Below are 16,714 nucleotides of genomic sequence, written 5' to 3'. Positions count from 1 at the left end.
TCTTGACGACCATAGAGCATTGGAACCACCTGATCCCATCCCGAACTCAGCAGTGAAACGATGCATCGCCGATGGTAGTGTGGGGTTTCCCCATGTGAGAGTAGGTCATCGTCAAGATTCAATTCCAGAACCCCTGATCGCTTACGCGTTCAGGGGTTTTGTTTGTCCGCTCGTTTTATGGACTCTCAAACTGCAGCCATAAAAAAAGCCACCTCTTCAAACTCAGGTGGCTTGTGGTAATCCAGGTATCAGTCGCCGCGATACTCGCACCCGCTGGTGCAGGTCTCATGGATACGAATAGCCGACAGCTCGGGCAGCAATGGTTTCAATTCTTTCCAGATCCACTTCGCCAGGTTCTCGCTGGTGGGGTTATCGAGACCTGGAATGTCATTCAAATAATTGTGATCCAGACGCTCGTACAGAGGCTTGAAGATCGCTTTTATCTCGGAAAAATCCCGTATCCATCCAGTGTACGGGTCGACATCGCCAGCCAGATAGATCGCTACCCGGAACGAGTGCCCATGCAGACGGCCGCACTTATGGCCCTCAGGCACGTGGGGGAGACGATGGGCTGACTCGAAGGTAAACTCTTTAAATATTTCCAAAATCATTCAACTCTTAAATGGGCGATCGCCTTGGCGATTCGTGCAGGCGGTGAGTTTATCAGCAATGGTTTAGCTGATGCGGTTAAAACCGCTCCGAGTTCCTGCCCGCTGACGACGTTCCGATAGCTTGCGAATAGCGATCAACGGATTTTGAACGCTGCGCTGATGGCTTCTGGCCAGATAGATTCAGCTTCAATTAAGTTGACGACGGTATTCTCTGAGCCTGTAAACGGATGCCTCAGTGAGGAATGCTAATGAAGTTCGCGATAACTCTCGTTATGGCCGCAATGCTAGCCTGCGTTGCGGGCTTGGCATCCGCCAGGGATATTGGCCATGAGGAGGCCGCCAGGCTGCGCGCCGCCGGCATTGTTCAATCAATGGAAAGGTTGGAGGCTGCAGCGATGGCGGCCCATCCTGGCGCTGTCATCACCGATAGCGAGTTGGATGAGGCGTACGGCAAACATGTTTATCAGGTCGACTTGCGTGATGCACAAGGTATTGAGTGGGACGTGGAGATAGATGCCAACAGCGGCGCCATACTCAAGGATCATCAGGACAAGTAAATGAAACTTGAAAAGCGTCTCGCAATTGCTTGTGGCCTGATGCTGGTGTGCGCAGCGGTGTATGCCCGAGACCTTGATCAGGATGAGGCACTGGTCTTGCGGCAGACGGGTATCATCCTGCCGCTTGAGCAATTGGTCGATCTGGTTCTGGGACGTTATCCCGGTGGCAGGTTGCTTGAGGCCGAGCTTGAAGAGAAACAGGGTGTGTATGTCTATGAGTTTGAGGTGCTGACCACGGAAGGCGTTGTTCGCGAATTGAAGTTTGATGCGCGTGACAGCCGACTGTTGAAAGACGAGGAAGATGACTGATGCGGTTGTTATTGGTGGAAGATCATGTTCAGTTGGCCGATGAACTGCTCGCTGGTTTGGGTAAGCAGGGGTATGCCGTGGATTGGCTCGCCGATGGACGAGATGCCGTGCATCAAGGGTTGAGCGAGCCCTATGATCTGATTGTTCTGGATTTGGGTCTTCCTGGGCTCCCGGGCTTGCAAGTCCTGGAACAGTGGCGTGCCAAGGGATTGGCAACCCCGGTGTTGGTTCTGACCGCCAGAGGCGCTTGGTCTGAACGTATCGAAGGGCTCAAGGCGGGCGCGGATGATTATCTGACCAAGCCGTTTCATCCTGAAGAGTTGCAGTTGCGTATTCAGGCCTTGTTACGCCGCTCCCATGGGCTTGCCAATCAACCGCGTCTGGAGTCTGCGGGTTTGCACCTCGACGAGGGGCGGCAAAGTGTCAGCAGTGACGGCGTAGACATTCAACTGACTTCTGCTGAATTTCGACTACTGCGCTATTTCATGCTTCATCCCGAACAGATCCTGTCCAAGACTCATCTGGCGGAGCACTTGTACGATGGCGAAAACGAACGGGATTCCAATGTGATTGAAGTGCATGTCAATCATTTGCGCCGAAAGCTCGGCAAGGCAGTCATCGAGACCCGCCGCGGTCAGGGCTATCGGTTTGGTGGGGCGCCTGCTTGAAGTCCATTCAGGGGCGTCTGAGTCTAGGCCTGATCAGCGTCATGGTGGTTGTATGCGTGGTTTTGGCGCAAACCAGCCTTTGGCTGTTTGAAGTCGGCCTGCAGCGATATCTGGAAGCGGGTCTGCGTAACGAGAGCGAAAACCTGCTGGTCGCACTCGTGCGCGGCCCAAGTGGTTTACAACTGGATGAGCATCGCCTGTCTGCGGCGTATCAGCGACCTTATTCGGGGCATTACTTCCGTGTGGACTTCGAACAAGGACACTGGCGATCCAGATCGCTATGGGACCTTGAATTGCCAGCGCTTGAACACGTCGGGCTGCATGCAAATCTTGAGCTAGGCACGACTGGCCAATCGCTGTTGCTTCTGAAGACGGACTACCGCAAGTTCGGTCAGGCCATAGAGATTACCGTCGCTCAGGACTACACGCCGGTCAAGGCGAGCTTTCAACGGGTCCAGCAGTTTGGCCTTGGTTTGGGCCTTGCGGCGTTGCTGGTGATTCTTGTTCTGCAACGCGTGACCGTTCGGCGAGCGTTGAGACCGTTGGAGAACGTCCGCAAGCAGATATACCAGTTGCAACAGGGACAACGCTCGCAACTTGATAGCGAGGTTCCGCTGGAACTGGAACCGTTGGTTGCACAGGTCAATCATCTGCTTGCACACACCGAGGACAGCCTCAAACGATCCCGTAACGCCTTGGGCAACCTGGGCCATGCCATGAAGACGCCATTGGCCGTTCTTGTCAGCCTGACGTCGAACCCCCAACTTGACGCTTACCCGGCTTTGCGTAACACCTTGCGCGAGCAACTGGCGCACATTGAACAGCGGCTGGTTCGGGAGCTTAACCGGGCACGCTTGTCCGGTGATGCATTACCCGGCGCTCGTTTTGACTGTGATACTGAACTCGGTGGCCTGCTGGCCACGTTGCGCATGATTCACGGCGATCATCTGCTATTGACCAGCCATGTCCCCAGCGGCTTGAGTCTGCCGTGGGACCGTGAGGATATTCTTGAGCTGCTGGGCAACCTGTTGGACAACGCCTGCAAGTGGGCGGACAGCGAAGTGCGGTTGACGGTCGACGAGCTGGAGCAGGGCTTTTATTTACTGGTTGAGGATGACGGGCCGGGTATCCCTGAGTCCCGGCGTGAACAGGTATTCAGCCGAGGTGCACGCCTGGATGAGCAAATCACCGGTCACGGCTTGGGTTTAGGCATCGTGCGGGATATTGTCGAGGCGTGGGGCGGCAACCTGCAACTGCAGGCAAGCCATCTCGGTGGCCTGCAAGTGCGTATCGATCTACCCAAAGCCTCAGGTCTGCACTGACGTCATTCCGACAGTTCCTACATTTTTTGAGGTGTTGCCTCACGCAAAATCGAGAAAATTCTCAACTTTTCGGCCAAACGGCCGTTAAACAGGCTAGCTGCGTCTTCTCTAACAATAACAAACTGATTTCCTGGAGCGCCCTATGCGTATTAGCTTGAAAGCCAAAGTACTTTCGCTGGCAGTGCTGCCAGTGCTGATATTCGCGCTGGTGATCAGCGTAGCCACCGTCGTCATGCTCCACGAACAGGCGGATCGAGAGGTCAGCGAGACGCGTGAGCGCTTGCTGGCCGAGGCCAAGGCGACATTGAAGAGCTATGTGTCTGTCGCGATGACCGCCATCAAGCCGATCTATGACGCTTCCGCGCCGGGTGATGTTGCCGCGCGCGCCGAAGTGATCAAGTTGCTTTCCAATATTACTTACGGCAAGGAGGGGTACTTTTTCGGGTACGACTCGCAGTCGGTTCGTCTGTTCAAAGCCAACAGTCCGGATGGTGTAGGCAAAAGCTTCAAGGATGCTCGCGATCCCAATGGCGTGTTCGTCAATAACGAACTGGTTGCAGTTGCCAAGGCCGGAACCCATTACCTCCTCTATTCCTCACCACTGCCGGGGAAGACCGAGCTGCTTCCCAAGTTGGGATATACCGAATATTTACCTAAATGGGACATGGCTTTTGGCTCGTCGGTAAACCTGGATGGCATCGATGCACAGGTTGCGGCGGTTGAGCAGAGTGTCAACGCACGCCTGCGGGACATGCTGCTCAGTATCGTGGGTATCGCGGCGCTGGTCCTGGTCATCATCAGTGTGATCGGGGTTGTTCTGGCTGGCACATTGCTTCGTCCGCTTCGGTTGATGAAAGCGAACCTCGATGATATCGCTGCGGGGGAGGGTGATCTGACCCGTCGTCTAGCGATCACCAGTCAGGATGAACTGGGCGACTTGGCAGGCTCCTTCAATCGATTCGTTGACAAGATCCATGGCCTGGTGCAGCAGATCGCCGGTATGACCACTCAATTAACGAGTCTTGTCGGGGAAGTGTCGAGCCAGGCGCAGCGTTCCGAGCAGGCCATGGAGCGGCAGCGCCATGAGACGGATCAAGTGGCCACGGCGATCAATGAAATGTCGGCAGCGGCTCAGGAAGTGGCCAAAAGCGCACAGGGCGCCTCGGTAGCCGCTCAGCAGACCGATGAGCAAGGCCAGTCCGCCAAACGGGTCGTGGATGGCAGCATCAGACAAATCCATGCGTTGGTAGAGGACATCCGCAATAGCGGCACGTCCCTGGACAGTCTGCAGCAAGACGTCTCTTCGATTGTCAGCGTACTCGGCGTGATCCGCTCCATCGCCGAGCAGACCAACTTGCTTGCCCTCAATGCCGCCATTGAGGCAGCACGAGCAGGGGAAGCTGGCCGGGGCTTCGCAGTGGTGGCTGATGAAGTGAGGGCCTTGGCCAGCCGCACTCAGCAAAGCACCCAGGAAATCCAGGGCATGATTGATCGGCTGCAAAAGGGCACCCAGACGGCCGTGGATGCAATGCGTCGCTCCAGTGAAGCGGGTGACGGCACTTCCGAGCAAGCTAACCAGGCCGGCACGTCACTGGATGCAATCGGCCACCTGATAGGCACCATCAACTCGATGAACGCGCAGATCGCCAGCGCTGCCGAGGAGCAAACCGCGGTGGCTGAAGAGATCAATCGCAGTGTGCATCAGATCGCGTCGGCAGTGGACAGCGTTGCAGACGAGACCCGCCATAGTGCCGAAACCTCGCGCAATCTGGATGATCTGGGCCGCCGTCTGAGCGCGCTGGTCAGCCAGTTCCGCGTCTGACTCCTTCAATCAGGCGCCTTGGCAAAGGTGCCTGTCTTGCTTCATCCCTCTCTACGCTTATTCAGCCATCTTCATGCAATCAATCCACTGATTGCATGAAGATTGCACTTGCCCGTTGATTGATGGACTAAGCACTAGGTCAAGCGAGTCGCAGACCTCTGACATGGAAAGGACATGAACGAAAACACGCTGCAATACAAAACTTTGCTGATGTTGCTGGTGCTGGTCACCATCGCATTCGGGTGGATCCTGCTGCCTTTTTACGGCGCTGTATTCTGGGCGGTGATTCTGGGGATTATCTTTGCGCCACTGCAACGTCGCCTGTTGATACGTTTTGGCTGGCAGCGCAACCTGACGTCCTTGTGCACGCTGTTGATCTGTCTGGTGATCGCGATCCTGCCGGTGATCGTCATCAGTGCTTTACTGGTTCAGGAAGGCGCCACGCTGTACAAAAACGTTGAAAGCGGACAACTGGATATCGCCAGCTATCTGGCGCAGTTCAAGAGATTGCTGCCGTCTTCCTTGCAGCATTGGCTTGATCGCCTGGGAATGGGCGACTTCAATGGTCTGCGCGACAAGATTGCCAAGGGAGCGATGCAAGGCAGTCAGTACCTTGCGACTCAAGCCTTCAGCTTTGGGCAGGGAACGTTCGATTTCGTGGTGAGCTTTTTCATCATGCTCTACCTGCTGTTTTTCTTCCTCCGAGACGGCCAGGAGCTGGTGCGCAAGATTCGGATCGCCGTGCCTCTGGCTGAACCGCAGAAGCGTCGTCTGCAACTCAAGTTCACCCGCGTGGTTCGCGCGACGGTCAAGGGCAATGTGGTCGTCGCTGTCACTCAGGGCGCTCTGGGCGGGTTCATCTTCTGGTGTCTCGACATACCGAGCGCACTGCTGTGGGCTGTGATCATGGCGTTTTTGTCACTGTTGCCAGCGGTAGGCGCGGGGATCGTCTGGGCGCCGGTGGCGGCGTACTTCCTGCTAAGCGGGATGATCTGGCAGGGCGTCGTGCTGTCGCTGTTTGGAATCTTCGTAATTGGCCTGGTGGACAACGTTCTTCGCCCCATTCTGGTCGGCAAAGACACTAAAATGCCGGACTACCTGATCCTGATCTCAACCCTGGGCGGTATGGCGGTGTTCGGTTTGAACGGATTCGTCATAGGACCATTGATCGCGGCGCTCTTTATCTCGAGCTGGGGGTTATTCGTCGGGGCCAAAAAAACGGTAAGTTTGCCTGGCTGACTGTAAGCGTACAGAAAGCCGTTGACCAAAAAAAACCTGCTCATGTGAGCAGGTTTTTTTATGCCTTATGGATCAACTCGCGACTTGCAGACCTGCATGAAGAACCAGGTCCAGCAGCGGCTGCGGATAAACCCCGAGGAAGAACGCGAGGATGGCGATGGCCAGCAACATTACGCCGCCAGTGCGCTGTGCCCAGTTGAACTGCGCGTCGTGACGCGGCAGCTTGGAGTCAACCAGATACAACGTCACCATCACGCGCAGGTAATAGAACACGCCGATAGCACTGCCGATGATCAGCGAGCCGGTCAGCCACCACAGGTGCGCTTCTACGCCCGTGGCAATGATGTAGAACTTGCCGATAAAACCTGCAGTCAGCGGAATGCCCGCCAGCGACAGCATCATCAAGGTCATCACGGCGGTCAGGTACGGGCGACGCCAGAACAGGCCGCGGTACTCGAACATCGCGTCGGCATCACGACCACTGTAAGGCGAAGACATCATGGTGATGACGCCGAAGCTGCCCAGGGTAGTGATCACGTAAGTGACGAGGTAAACACCGATCGCTTCAACCGCCATGCCTTTGCTGGCGACCAGCGCGATCATCAGGTAACCGAAGTGCGCGATGGACGAGTAACCCAGCAGACGCTTGAGGTTGGTCTGGGTCAGCGCCAGCAGGTTGCCGATGATGATCGACGCAACAGCGATAACGGCCAGCACGTCATGCAGTACACCACTGCTGGCTGCCGGGGAAATCTGGAACAAACGCACCAGCACGGCAAACACGGCGACTTTACTGGCGGTCGCCAGGAAGGCCGCGACCGGGGCAGGGGCACCTTCGTAAACGTCCGGCGTCCACAGGTGAAAAGGCACCAGCGACAGCTTGAAGGCCAGGCCAACCAGCATCATGCCCAGACCCAGACTCGCCATCAGGCTTGGCAGGCCGGTTGCAGCCAGAGCCTTGCCAATGCCGTCAAAACTCAGGGAGCCTGCATCGGCGTACAGCAATGCCATACCGAACAACAGGAAAGCAGAGCCTGCCGCCGACAGCACCATGTACTTGATGCCACCTTCCAGCGAGCGCTTGTTGAAGAAGGCATAAGCCACCAGCCCATAGACCGGCACCGACAACAGCTCCAGGCCGATGAACAAGCCTGCCAGATGCTGAGCGCTGACCAGAACCATGCCGCCAGCCGCCGCCATCAGGATCAGCAGGTAAAGCTCTTCTCGGTTGCCAGGGTAGCCGACCTTGCCGTCACCCAGGTAGGCGTGGGCCATGGTGACACAGGCCAGCGTCGAGGCCAGGATCAGCGCCATGTACAGGCACGCGAAGCTGTCGATGTGCAGCAGCGGCGTGACGACCAGCGGGGCGACTTTCAGTGCCGGATAAATCGACAGTAATGCCAGGTTGAGGCCTGCAACGGACAGCAGGAATGTTTGCGAGTGATTGCGGCGCCACGCGATTGCCAGCATCACCACGATAATCGTGGCACTGGTAATCAACAGCGGCGCAAGCGCAATAAAGTGTTGAATCGTCAGGTCCATAGCGCTCTTACCGGGCCGAAGCGAGTTGAGTGAAGGCGGTGTCGAGCCATTGCTGCACGCCATGCATGGTAGCTGCCGAGGTATCGAGGAATGGCTGCGGGTAAACCCCGAGCACGACCAGCAATACAGCAAGTCCCAGCACCATGATCAGTTCCCGTGCGTCCATGCCCTTGAGGACCGCGTCCGAAGTGGACGGTCCGAAGTAGGCACGGTGGATCATGATCAGCGAGTAGACGGAGCCAAACACCAGACCGGAAGTCGCGATGGCGGTGATCCATGGCGAACTGACAAAGTTGCCCAGCAGGATCAGGAATTCACCGACGAAGTTGCCCGTGCCCGGTAGCCCCAGTGATGCGGCGGCGAAAAACAGGCTGATTGCCGGCAGATAGGCAATGCGCGACCACAAGCCTCCCATTTCACGCATGTCCCGTGTGTGCATGCGTTCGTACAACTGACCGCTGAGAATAAACAGTGCAGCTGCCGACAGGCCGTGGGCAATCATCTGCACCACAACGCCTTGCAGAGCCTGTTGGCTGCCGGAGTAGATGCCGATCAGGACGAAGCCCATGTGCGAAACGCTGGAATAGGCAATCAGACGCTTGATGTCCGTCTGGGCAAACGCCAGGAAAGCACCGTAGAAAATGCCGATCAGGCCCAGCACCATCGCAATCGGGGCAAACTCGGCCGATGCGTTGGGGAACAGGGGCAGGGCGAAGCGCAATAGACCGTAAGCGGCGGTTTTCAACAGGATACCGGCCAGATCCACCGAGCCCGCTGTAGGCGCCTGAGCGTGAGCATCCGGCAGCCAGGAGTGGAAGGGCACGACCGGCAGCTTCACCGCGAAAGCGATGAAGAAACCCAGCATCAGAATGTACTCGGTACCCGGTGCCAGTTGGGTCTTCAGCAGGGTGGCGTAATCGAAGGTGATCACACCGGTCTGATTGAAGTTGACCAGCACCAGACCCAGGATCGCCACCAACATGATCAGGCCGCTGGCCTGAGTGAAGATGAAGAACTTGGTGGCGGCGTAGATTCGAGTCTTCTTGCCGTCCGAGGAACTGTGACCCCAGAGCGCGATGAGGAAATACATCGGCACCAGCATCATTTCCCAGAAGAAGAAGAACATGAACAGGTCGATGGCGAGGAATACGCCAATGACACCGCCCAGAATCCACATCAGGTTCAGGTGGAAGAACCCGACCTTGCGCTGGATTTCGTTCCACGAGCACAAGACCGACAGGATGCCGAGCAGGCCGGTCAGCAGAATCATCAGCAACGACAATCCGTCCAGCGCCAGGTGCACGCTGATACCGAAGCGCGCGATCCACAGGTGCTTGAATTCAAGTGCCCAGGTAGGGTCGGCGCCGGGAGCCGGTGCGTAACTGAAGTTGCCAGTACTCCACAACCAGAGGCCCAGGGCCAGTTCGAGGGACATGGTCAGCAGCGCAATCCAGCGCGGGAGGGTGGAGCTGTATTGCTCACCCAGCCAGCACAGCAGGCCGCCGATAAAGGGGATCAGGATTAGCCAAGGCAGAATCATGACGGGCTCAATTCCTTTCGCAAATTCGCAAGGTTCATGTCAGACCGCAACCACAACGACGGCGCCCAGTACCAGTACGGCACCTACGGCGATCGAAGCAGCGTACCAACGCAGTTGGCCGGTTTCGGTGCGGCTCATGACGTCATGACCCCCCTTGACCAGACGTGGGATCAAACCAATGGTGCGGTCCAGCGGATCGCCACGCAGTAAATGGCAAATTGCCAGATAAGGTTTGACGAACAGTTTGTCGTAGACCCAATCAAAGCCCCATGCCGCAAACCACCAGGCCGAGAGGAAACGGCCGGGTCCGCTGTTGGCGATGGCCGTGACCAGACGGCGTTTGCCCAGGAACAGCAACGCTGCCAACAGGATGCCTGCCAGAGCAATGGCACCTGAGGCGATTTCCAGGCTGTGCTTGGCGTCGCCGCCTGCATGACCAACGCTTTGCGGTAGCACATCTGCCAATGGTGGAGTGATCATTGCGCCAATGAACGTCGACAAAATGATCAACACTGACAGTGGCAGCCAATGAGCGATGCCGTGACCCGCGTGGGCTTCGGTCTTGGCTTCACCATGGAAGGCGATGAAGATCAGGCGGAAGGTGTACAGCGACGTCATGAACGCGCCGACCAGACCTGCATACAACAGCGCATGATTACCGCTGGCGAAGGCTTCCCAAAGAATTTCATCCTTGGAGTAGAAGCCTGCGGTCAGCAGTGGCAGGGCAGACAATGCCGCACCGCCGACGATGAAGCTGGTGTAGGCCAGAGGCAGTTTCTTCCACAGGCCGCCCATCTTGAAGATGTTCTGCTCGTGGTGGCAGGCAACGATCACCGCACCGGACGCCAGGAACAACAGCGCCTTGAAGAACGCGTGAGTCATCAGGTGGAAGATCGCGCCTTCCCACGCACCGACGCCCAGCGCCAGGAACATGTAGCCGATCTGGCTCATGGTCGAGTAGGCGAGGATGCGTTTGATGTCGGTTTGCACCAGGGCCGCGAAACCCGCCAGCACCAGTGTCACGCCGCCCACGATGCCCACCAGATGGAGGATATCCGGAGCCAGCGCGAACAGGCCGTGGGTACGGGCGATCAAGTAAACGCCTGCAGTCACCATGGTTGCGGCGTGAATCAGTGCCGAAACCGGGGTAGGGCCCGCCATCGCATCGGCCAGCCAGGTTTGTAGCGGCAGTTGCGCGGACTTGCCAACGGCACCACCGAGCAACATCAGTGTGGCCAGAACAATCCAGAAGTCGCCGACCTTGAAGTGCTCCGGCGCACGGACCAGCAGCTCTTGCACGTTCAACGTACCCAACTGCTGGAACAGAATGAACAGGCCGATGGCCATGAACACGTCGCCGATACGGGTCACGATGAAGGCTTTGAGTGCCGCGTTACCGTTGTTGCGGTTGCTGTAGTAGAAACCGATCAACAGGTAGCTGCACAGGCCCACACCTTCCCAGCCGAAGTACAGGAACAACAGATTATCGCCCAGGATCAGGAACAGCATGCTGGCGATGAACAGGTTGGTGTACGCGAAGAAGCGCGAATAACCCGCTTCACCACGCATGTACCAGGACGCGAACAGGTGGATCAGGAAGCCGACGCCGACCACGACGCCGAGCATCGTGACGGAAAGTCCGTCCAGATACAGCGCGAAGTTGGGTTCGAAGCCGTCCACAGTCATCCAGCGCCACAGCACCTGGGTGTAGTGACCACCTTCAGGAGGCGCAACGTTGAACTGGAAGATGACCCAGGCGGTGACGATGGCCGACAACCCGATGGACCCGACGCCGATCAGCGCCGCAAGGTTTTCCGAAATGCGGCCGCGAGAGAACGACAGCAGCAGAAAACCGATCAGGGGGAATACGAAAGTCAGAAAGAGAAGGTTCATCCGCGCATCTCGCTGGCAACGTCGATATCGAGAGTGTGGAAGCGGCGATACAGCTGCATCAGAATCGCCAGGCCAATACTGGCCTCGGCCGCGGCCAGGCTGATCACCAGGATGAACATGACCTGTCCATCCGGCTGCGCCCAGCGGCTACCGGCAACGACGAACGCCAGAGCCGATGCGTTCATCATGATCTCCAGGCTCATCAGCACGAAGAGTATGTTGCGGCGCACCATCAGGCCGACCAGACCGAGACAGAACAGAACACCGGCGACAGCCAGGCCATGTTCGAGAGGGATTGCATTCATTGGCTTGGCTCCTTCGCCTCGTTACGGCCCAGATGGAATGCCGTGACGGCTGCAGCAAGCAGCAGCATCGAGGCAAGTTCCACCACCAGCAGATACGGTCCAAACAGACTGATACCGACCGCTTTGGCGTCGACAGTGGTGTGGCCGATGCTGGCACCGGTGGGGTTGCTGAACAGCACGTAAAGCAATTCCGCCAGCAGCAGCGCGCCAAGAATGACCGGGCCGATCCAGATGCCGGGTTTAAGCCAGGTGCGTTCCTGCTGGACCGAAGCCGGACCCAGGTTGAGCATCATCACCACGAAGACGAACAGCACCATGATCGCGCCTGCATAAGCGATGACTTCCAGCACGCCGGCGAAGGGTGCGCCGAGGCTGAAAAACGTCATCGCCACGGCGATCAGCGAAATGATGAGGTAGAGCAGGGCGTGCACCGGATTAGTGTTGGTGATCACTCGAAGAGTGGACACCACAGCAATACCCGATGCGAAATAGAAAGCGAATTCCATCTTTCTTCCTTAAGGCAGCAAGCTCTTGACGTTGATGGGTTCGGCTTCATTCTGCGCAGAGCCTTTAGGCTTGCCAGCGATGGCCATGCCGGCAACGCGATAGAAGTTGTAGTCGGGGTTCTTGCCTGGGCCGGAGATCAGCAGATCTTCCTTCTCGTAGACCAGATCCTGACGCTTGAACTCGGCCATTTCGAAATCCGGTGTCAGCTGGATCGCCGTGGTCGGACAGGCTTCTTCGCAAAGGCCGCAGAAAATGCAACGCGAGAAGTTGATGCGAAAGAATTCCGGATACCAGCGACCGTCATCGGTCTCGGCCTTTTGCAGCGAGATACAGCCGACCGGGCAGGCTACCGCGCACAGGTTGCACGCCACGCAACGTTCTTCGCCGTCAGGATCACGGGTCAGAACGATGCGACCACGATAGCGCGGCGGCAGGTAAACCGGTTCCTCCGGATACTGCAACGTGTCGCGCTTGCGGAATGCATGTGAGAACACCATCACCAGGCTGCGAAGCTGGGTGTAGGTGCCATGCACGATATTGAACAAATACTTGAGCATGGTTTATATCCTCACTGAGCCACGCCGGCGGGCGTGTTCAGCAACACGACAGCGGCGGTCACCAGCAGATTGATCAGGGTCAGCGGCAGGCAGAATTTCCAGCTGAAATCCATCACCTGGTCATAACGTGGGCGCGGAATCGAGGCGCGCAACAGGATGAACAGCATGATGAAAAACGCGGTCTTCAGGGCGAACCAGACAAAAGACAGTGAAGGCAGGATGTTGAACGGGCCATGCCAGCCACCGAAGAACAGGGTCACCAGCAACGCCGAGATCAACACGATCCCGATGTATTCGCCAACGAAGAACATCCCCCACTTCATCCCGGCGTATTCAATGTGGTAACCGTCTGCCAGTTCCTGTTCCGCTTCCGGCTGGTCGAACGGGTGACGGTGAGTCACTGCGACGCCAGCGATGAAGAACGTACAGAAGCCGAAGAACTGCGGAATGATAAACCACAGGTTCTGAGCCTGATATTCAACGATGTCGCGCATGTTGAACGAGCCAACCTGAACCACGATCCCCATCAGGGACAAACCCATGAACACTTCATAGGACACGGTCTGGGCCGAAGCCCGCAGGCTGCCGAGCAGGGCAAACTTGTTGTTGCTCGACCAGCCGGCGAACAGCACCGCGTACACGGACAAACCGGCCATGGCGAAGAAGAACAGCAGGCCGATGTTCAGGTCTGCCACGCCCCAGGTCGGGGTAATCGGGATAATCGCAAAGGCGATCAGCAAGGCGCTCATGGCCACGACCGGCGCCAGGGTGAAAATCACCTTGTCGGCGAAGGGCGGCGTCCAGTCTTCCTTGAAGAACATCTTGATCATGTCGGCGGCAATCTGGAAGGCGCCGAAAGGGCCGACCCGGTTAGGACCGTAACGATCCTGCCAGAGGGCGAGCAAACGGCGCTCCACCCAGCTGAGCAGCGCGCCGCAGATCACCACGGCCAGCAGGATGACGATCGCCTTGACTACCGAGATGATCGCGTCGACCACTTCAGGTGTGAACCAGGTCATAGCGCTGCCTCCTGCAGACCATCAACGGTTTTGCCGAACACGGCGGGCGGAATGCCGGCCAGACCGACTGGCAATGCTACAAGTCCGGCACCCAGCTCTTCGTTGATGCGCAGCGGCAGACGCAAGGTCTGACCCGCAACGCTCAGGCTCAGCAGGGCACCTTCATTGACGCCCAGGCGATCCGCTTCGGCTTTGGCCAGTGCAACGTAGGCGTGTGGAATGCGTTCCTGAACCGGTGCGGCAAGGGACGACGTTTCGTCGCTGCCGAACAGGTGATAGAACGGCACCACTTGCCAGGTGCCACGGGCCGGCGAAAACGCGCCGGGTACATGAGTGAACCATGACAGCGAATCGCCAGTGCTTTCGATCAGGCGGGTGCCTGGATCGCCTGCACGCAAGTGACCGCCGACTTCGTCCTGGAACTTGTTCCACGCTTGCGGCGAGTTCCAGCCCGGAGACCAGGCGAAAGGAACCTGCTGACGAGGCTCGACCGAACCCGAGTAGCCTTCCATTGAGAAAGAGAACGCGGTGTCCTGGTCCTGTGGCGTCCGTGGCTCATGCACGCTGATGTCGGCGCGCATGGCGGTCCGGCCGCTGTAACGCAACGGTTCGCGGGCCAGTTTCAAGCCTTTGATGCGGAACGACGCTGACGGGGCGGCGTTGACGATCCCGGCCAGTTGCGGCGTGCTTGCGGCACACGCGGCGGTGACGTGATCGAGTTGGGTCCAGTCCACGGGCTTGTTCAGCAGGGTCGAGCGCAGGGCATGCAGCCAGCGCCAGCCTTCGTGAACCAGAATGCTGGCATCCAGATAAGTCGGATCGAATACCTGGAAGAAGCGCTGTGCGCGGCCTTCCTGGCTGATCAGGGTGCCGTCGCCTTCAGCGAAGCTCGCTGCGGGCAGAACCAGATGAGCACGGTCGCTGGTCGGGGTTTTCTGGTGGTCCGCAACGATCACCACTTTGGCGGCGTTCAAGGCGGCATCCACTGTAGCCGCGTCAACGCGGCGGTACAGATCGTTTTCCAGAACCACGATGGCGTCGGCTTTGCCGGAGATCACGGCTTGCAGCGCCGCATCAACGGAATCACCGCCGAACATGGCCAGACCCATGCTGTTGGCTTCCGGCACGATCAGGCTGATGGAGCCTTGCTTGTCGCGCAGCTTCAGTGCCTTGGCGATGTTGGCGGCCGCTTCGATCAAAGCGGTCGAGCCCAGGGAACTGCCGGAAATGATCAGTGGACGCTTGGCAGCCAACAGCGCGTCGGCGATGCGTTGTGCCAGCGCGAGCGCTTCGCTGTCCAGACCTTCCACCGCCGGGGCGCTGGCATCCAGCGCGTGAGCGACGGCGAAACCAATGCGAGCCAGGTCATCCGGCGCGGCGTGGACGCATTCCTCGGCGACGTCATCCAGCCTGGTTTCCGCCAGGCTGGCGATGAACAGCGGGTTCAGTTCGTGCTGACCGATGTTTTTTACTGCGGCGTCGAGCCAGGGCTGGACTTTCATCGCCGCGGCCATGTCTTCAGCCTTGCCTTTTACTGCCTGACGCAAGCCCAGGGCCATGCGCGCAGCCGTCTGGGTCAGGTCTTCGCCAAGAACAAAAATCGCATCGTGGTCTTCGATATCCCGCAGGGTCGGAATCGGCAACGGGCTGTCGTTCAGTACCTTGAGGATCAGGCGCAGACGCTCCAGTTCACCGGCTTCGATACCCGAATAGAAATGCTCGGCACCTACCAGCTCCAGCAGGGCGAAGTTGCTTTCCAGGCTGGCGCGAGGTGAACCAATACCGACGATATTGCGACCGCGCAGCAGCTCGGCAGCCTTGTCCAGCGCGCCATCCAGGCTCAGCTTGACCTGGCCGTCAGCCAGCAGCGGCTGACGCGGGCGGTCTTCGCGGTTCACATAGCCATAGCCGAAACGACCACGGTCACACAGGAAGTACTGGTTAACCGAGCCATTGAAGCGGTTTTCGATGCGACGGATCTCGCCGTAACGCTCGCCGGGGCTGATGTTGCAGCCACTCGAGCAGCCATGGCAGATGCTCGGGGAAAACTGCATGTCCCACTTGCGGTTGTAGCGCTCGGAGTGGGTTTTGTCCGTGAACACGCCGGTCGGGCAGACCTCGGTGAGGTTGCCGGAGAACTCGCTTTCCAGAGTGCCGTCTTCAACACGACCGAAGTACACGTTGTCGTGAGCGCCGTATACGCCCAGGTCGGTGCCGCCCGCGTAGTCTTTATAGAAGCGCACGCAACGGTAGCAGGCGATACAGCGGTTCATCTCGTGAGCGATGAACGGGCCGAGTTCCTGATTCTGGTGGGTACGTTTGCTGAAGCGATAACGACGCTCGTTGTGACCGGTCATCACGGTCATGTCTTGCAGGTGGCAGTGACCGCCTTCTTCGCAGACCGGGCAGTCGTGCGGGTGGTTGGTCATCAGCCATTCAACGACACTGGCGCGAAACGCCTTGGACTCTTCATCTTCAATGGAGATCCAGGTGTTGTCGGTGGCGGGTGTCATGCAGGACATGACGATACGACCGCGGGTGTCGTTCTCGTCGGTGTACTGCTTGACCGCACACTGGCGACAGGCGCCAACGCTGCCAAGGGCGGGGTGCCAGCAGAAATACGGGATGTCGAGGCCCAGGGACAGACAAGCCTGTAACAGGTTGTCTGCACCGTCGACTTCGAGCGCTTTGCCGTCTACGTGGATAGTGGCCATGGTTCAAAGTTCTTCGTTGGCCCGGTGTCAGCGGGCGTGGCTAATGGAATCTCGGTGCTACCCGACTCAAACAGCCTGTCATGGCGCAGTCGGATAAGGACGGCAGCCT

General features: G+C 58.0%; 15 protein-coding genes, 1 rRNA gene and 1 pseudogene. 8 read left to right on the top strand and 9 right to left on the bottom strand.

Features of this window, described 5'->3' with window-relative positions:
• The first annotated feature begins 1 nt into the window (after position 1).
• Positions 2–117, top strand: a 5S ribosomal RNA gene (rrf, locus tag ACP7B0_RS05830).
• Positions 118–248: 131 nt separating this feature from the next.
• On the opposite strand, the gene queD is transcribed toward rrf, so the two are convergent.
• Positions 249–605, bottom strand: a complete 357-nt coding sequence (gene queD / locus ACP7B0_RS05825) for a 6-carboxytetrahydropterin synthase QueD (RefSeq protein WP_426140084.1) — start codon at positions 603–605, stop codon at positions 249–251.
• A 254-nt stretch (positions 606–859) separates the two neighbouring features.
• Here queD and ACP7B0_RS05820 point away from each other — a divergent pair, with 254 nt between their 5' ends.
• The 7 genes and pseudogenes from ACP7B0_RS05820 to ACP7B0_RS05790 all read left to right on the top strand — a co-directional run bounded on the left by ACP7B0_RS05820 (position 860) and on the right by ACP7B0_RS05790 (position 6,528).
• Positions 860–1,168, top strand: coding sequence for a PepSY domain-containing protein (locus ACP7B0_RS05820; protein WP_426140029.1), 309 nt, complete (start codon positions 860–862; stop codon positions 1,166–1,168).
• The gene (locus ACP7B0_RS05815) at positions 1,169–1,477 is read left to right on the top strand and encodes a PepSY domain-containing protein (protein ID WP_426140027.1); all 309 of its coding nucleotides are present in this window, start codon (positions 1,169–1,171) and stop codon (positions 1,475–1,477) included.
• Positions 1,477–2,145: a response regulator transcription factor gene (locus ACP7B0_RS05810; RefSeq protein WP_426140026.1), complete on the top strand. Its 669-nt coding sequence runs from the start codon at positions 1,477–1,479 to the stop codon at positions 2,143–2,145. Before ACP7B0_RS05815 ends, ACP7B0_RS05810 begins: the two co-directional genes overlap by 1 nt.
• Positions 2,142–3,467, top strand: coding sequence for a sensor histidine kinase (locus ACP7B0_RS05805; RefSeq protein ID WP_426140024.1), 1,326 nt, complete (start codon positions 2,142–2,144; stop codon positions 3,465–3,467). The genes ACP7B0_RS05810 and ACP7B0_RS05805 overlap by 4 nt, the downstream gene beginning before the upstream one ends.
• Before the next feature lie 142 nt (positions 3,468–3,609).
• Positions 3,610–4,431, top strand: a pseudogene (locus ACP7B0_RS05800) (cache domain-containing protein); the annotation flags it as partial.
• A gap of 36 nt (positions 4,432–4,467) precedes the next feature.
• The gene (locus tag ACP7B0_RS05795) at positions 4,468–5,289 is read left to right on the top strand and encodes a methyl-accepting chemotaxis protein (RefSeq protein ID WP_426140083.1); all 822 of its coding nucleotides are present in this window, start codon (positions 4,468–4,470) and stop codon (positions 5,287–5,289) included.
• A gap of 174 nt (positions 5,290–5,463) precedes the next feature.
• A complete protein-coding gene (locus ACP7B0_RS05790) occupies positions 5,464–6,528 on the top strand; it encodes an AI-2E family transporter (protein WP_426140023.1) in 1,065 nt (354 codons plus the stop codon).
• A 72-nt stretch (positions 6,529–6,600) separates the two neighbouring features.
• Here the strand turns inward: ACP7B0_RS05790 and nuoN are convergent, their stop codons facing one another.
• The 8 genes from nuoN to nuoG are packed head-to-tail and all read right to left on the bottom strand — an operon-like array spanning position 6,601 to position 16,605.
• Positions 6,601–8,070: an NADH-quinone oxidoreductase subunit NuoN gene (gene nuoN / locus ACP7B0_RS05785; protein WP_426140021.1), complete on the bottom strand. Its 1,470-nt coding sequence runs from the start codon at positions 8,068–8,070 to the stop codon at positions 6,601–6,603.
• A 7-nt stretch (positions 8,071–8,077) separates the two neighbouring features.
• Positions 8,078–9,610: an NADH-quinone oxidoreductase subunit M gene (nuoM, locus tag ACP7B0_RS05780; protein ID WP_426140020.1), complete on the bottom strand. Its 1,533-nt coding sequence runs from the start codon at positions 9,608–9,610 to the stop codon at positions 8,078–8,080.
• A 39-nt stretch (positions 9,611–9,649) separates the two neighbouring features.
• Entirely contained in the window at positions 9,650–11,503 is a 1,854-nt protein-coding gene (gene nuoL / locus ACP7B0_RS05775; RefSeq protein WP_426140017.1) for an NADH-quinone oxidoreductase subunit L, read from the bottom strand.
• Positions 11,500–11,808 carry an NADH-quinone oxidoreductase subunit NuoK gene (nuoK, locus tag ACP7B0_RS05770; RefSeq protein WP_426140016.1) on the bottom strand — a complete coding sequence of 103 codons (309 nt, stop codon included), beginning with the start codon at positions 11,806–11,808 and terminating at the stop codon, positions 11,500–11,502. The genes nuoL and nuoK overlap by 4 nt, the downstream gene beginning before the upstream one ends.
• Positions 11,805–12,314, bottom strand: coding sequence for an NADH-quinone oxidoreductase subunit J (gene nuoJ / locus ACP7B0_RS05765; RefSeq protein WP_426140015.1), 510 nt, complete (start codon positions 12,312–12,314; stop codon positions 11,805–11,807). The genes nuoK and nuoJ overlap by 4 nt, the downstream gene beginning before the upstream one ends.
• Positions 12,315–12,323: 9 nt before the next feature.
• Entirely contained in the window at positions 12,324–12,872 is a 549-nt protein-coding gene (nuoI, locus tag ACP7B0_RS05760; RefSeq protein WP_426140014.1) for an NADH-quinone oxidoreductase subunit NuoI, read from the bottom strand.
• A gap of 11 nt (positions 12,873–12,883) precedes the next feature.
• Positions 12,884–13,891 carry an NADH-quinone oxidoreductase subunit NuoH gene (gene nuoH / locus ACP7B0_RS05755; protein ID WP_426140013.1) on the bottom strand — a complete coding sequence of 336 codons (1,008 nt, stop codon included), beginning with the start codon at positions 13,889–13,891 and terminating at the stop codon, positions 12,884–12,886.
• On the bottom strand, positions 13,888–16,605 hold the full coding sequence (gene nuoG / locus ACP7B0_RS05750) for an NADH-quinone oxidoreductase subunit NuoG (protein ID WP_426140012.1): 2,718 nt from the start codon (positions 16,603–16,605) through the stop codon (positions 13,888–13,890). The genes nuoH and nuoG overlap by 4 nt, the downstream gene beginning before the upstream one ends.
• Positions 16,606–16,714 lie beyond the last annotated feature (109 nt).

The organism is Pseudomonas sp. DWP3-1-2, from assembly GCF_049896285.1.
GTDB lineage: Bacteria > Pseudomonadota > Gammaproteobacteria > Pseudomonadales > Pseudomonadaceae > Aquipseudomonas.
The sequence above is the reverse complement of the archived record's forward strand: the minus strand, read 5'-3'. Positions and strand labels throughout refer to the sequence as shown.

Coding starts and splice junctions, on each gene's coding strand:
- ACP7B0_RS05820 (WP_426140029.1), top strand. CDS start 860: ATGAAGTTCGCGATAACTCTCGTTATGGCCGCAATGCTAGCCTGCGTT.
- ACP7B0_RS05815 (WP_426140027.1), top strand. CDS start 1,169: ATGAAACTTGAAAAGCGTCTCGCAATTGCTTGTGGCCTGATGCTGGTG.
- ACP7B0_RS05810 (WP_426140026.1), top strand. CDS start 1,477: ATGCGGTTGTTATTGGTGGAAGATCATGTTCAGTTGGCCGATGAACTG.
- ACP7B0_RS05795 (WP_426140083.1), top strand. CDS start 4,468: ATGACCACTCAATTAACGAGTCTTGTCGGGGAAGTGTCGAGCCAGGCG.
- ACP7B0_RS05790 (WP_426140023.1), top strand. CDS start 5,464: ATGAACGAAAACACGCTGCAATACAAAACTTTGCTGATGTTGCTGGTG.
- nuoN (WP_426140021.1), bottom strand. CDS start 8,070: ATGGACCTGACGATTCAACACTTTATTGCGCTTGCGCCGCTGTTGATT.
- nuoM (WP_426140020.1), bottom strand. CDS start 9,610: ATGATTCTGCCTTGGCTAATCCTGATCCCCTTTATCGGCGGCCTGCTG.
- nuoL (WP_426140017.1), bottom strand. CDS start 11,503: ATGAACCTTCTCTTTCTGACTTTCGTATTCCCCCTGATCGGTTTTCTG.
- nuoK (WP_426140016.1), bottom strand. CDS start 11,808: ATGAATGCAATCCCTCTCGAACATGGCCTGGCTGTCGCCGGTGTTCTG.
- nuoJ (WP_426140015.1), bottom strand. CDS start 12,314: ATGGAATTCGCTTTCTATTTCGCATCGGGTATTGCTGTGGTGTCCACT.
- nuoI (WP_426140014.1), bottom strand. CDS start 12,872: ATGCTCAAGTATTTGTTCAATATCGTGCATGGCACCTACACCCAGCTT.
- nuoH (WP_426140013.1), bottom strand. CDS start 13,891: ATGACCTGGTTCACACCTGAAGTGGTCGACGCGATCATCTCGGTAGTC.
- nuoG (WP_426140012.1), bottom strand. CDS start 16,605: ATGGCCACTATCCACGTAGACGGCAAAGCGCTCGAAGTCGACGGTGCA.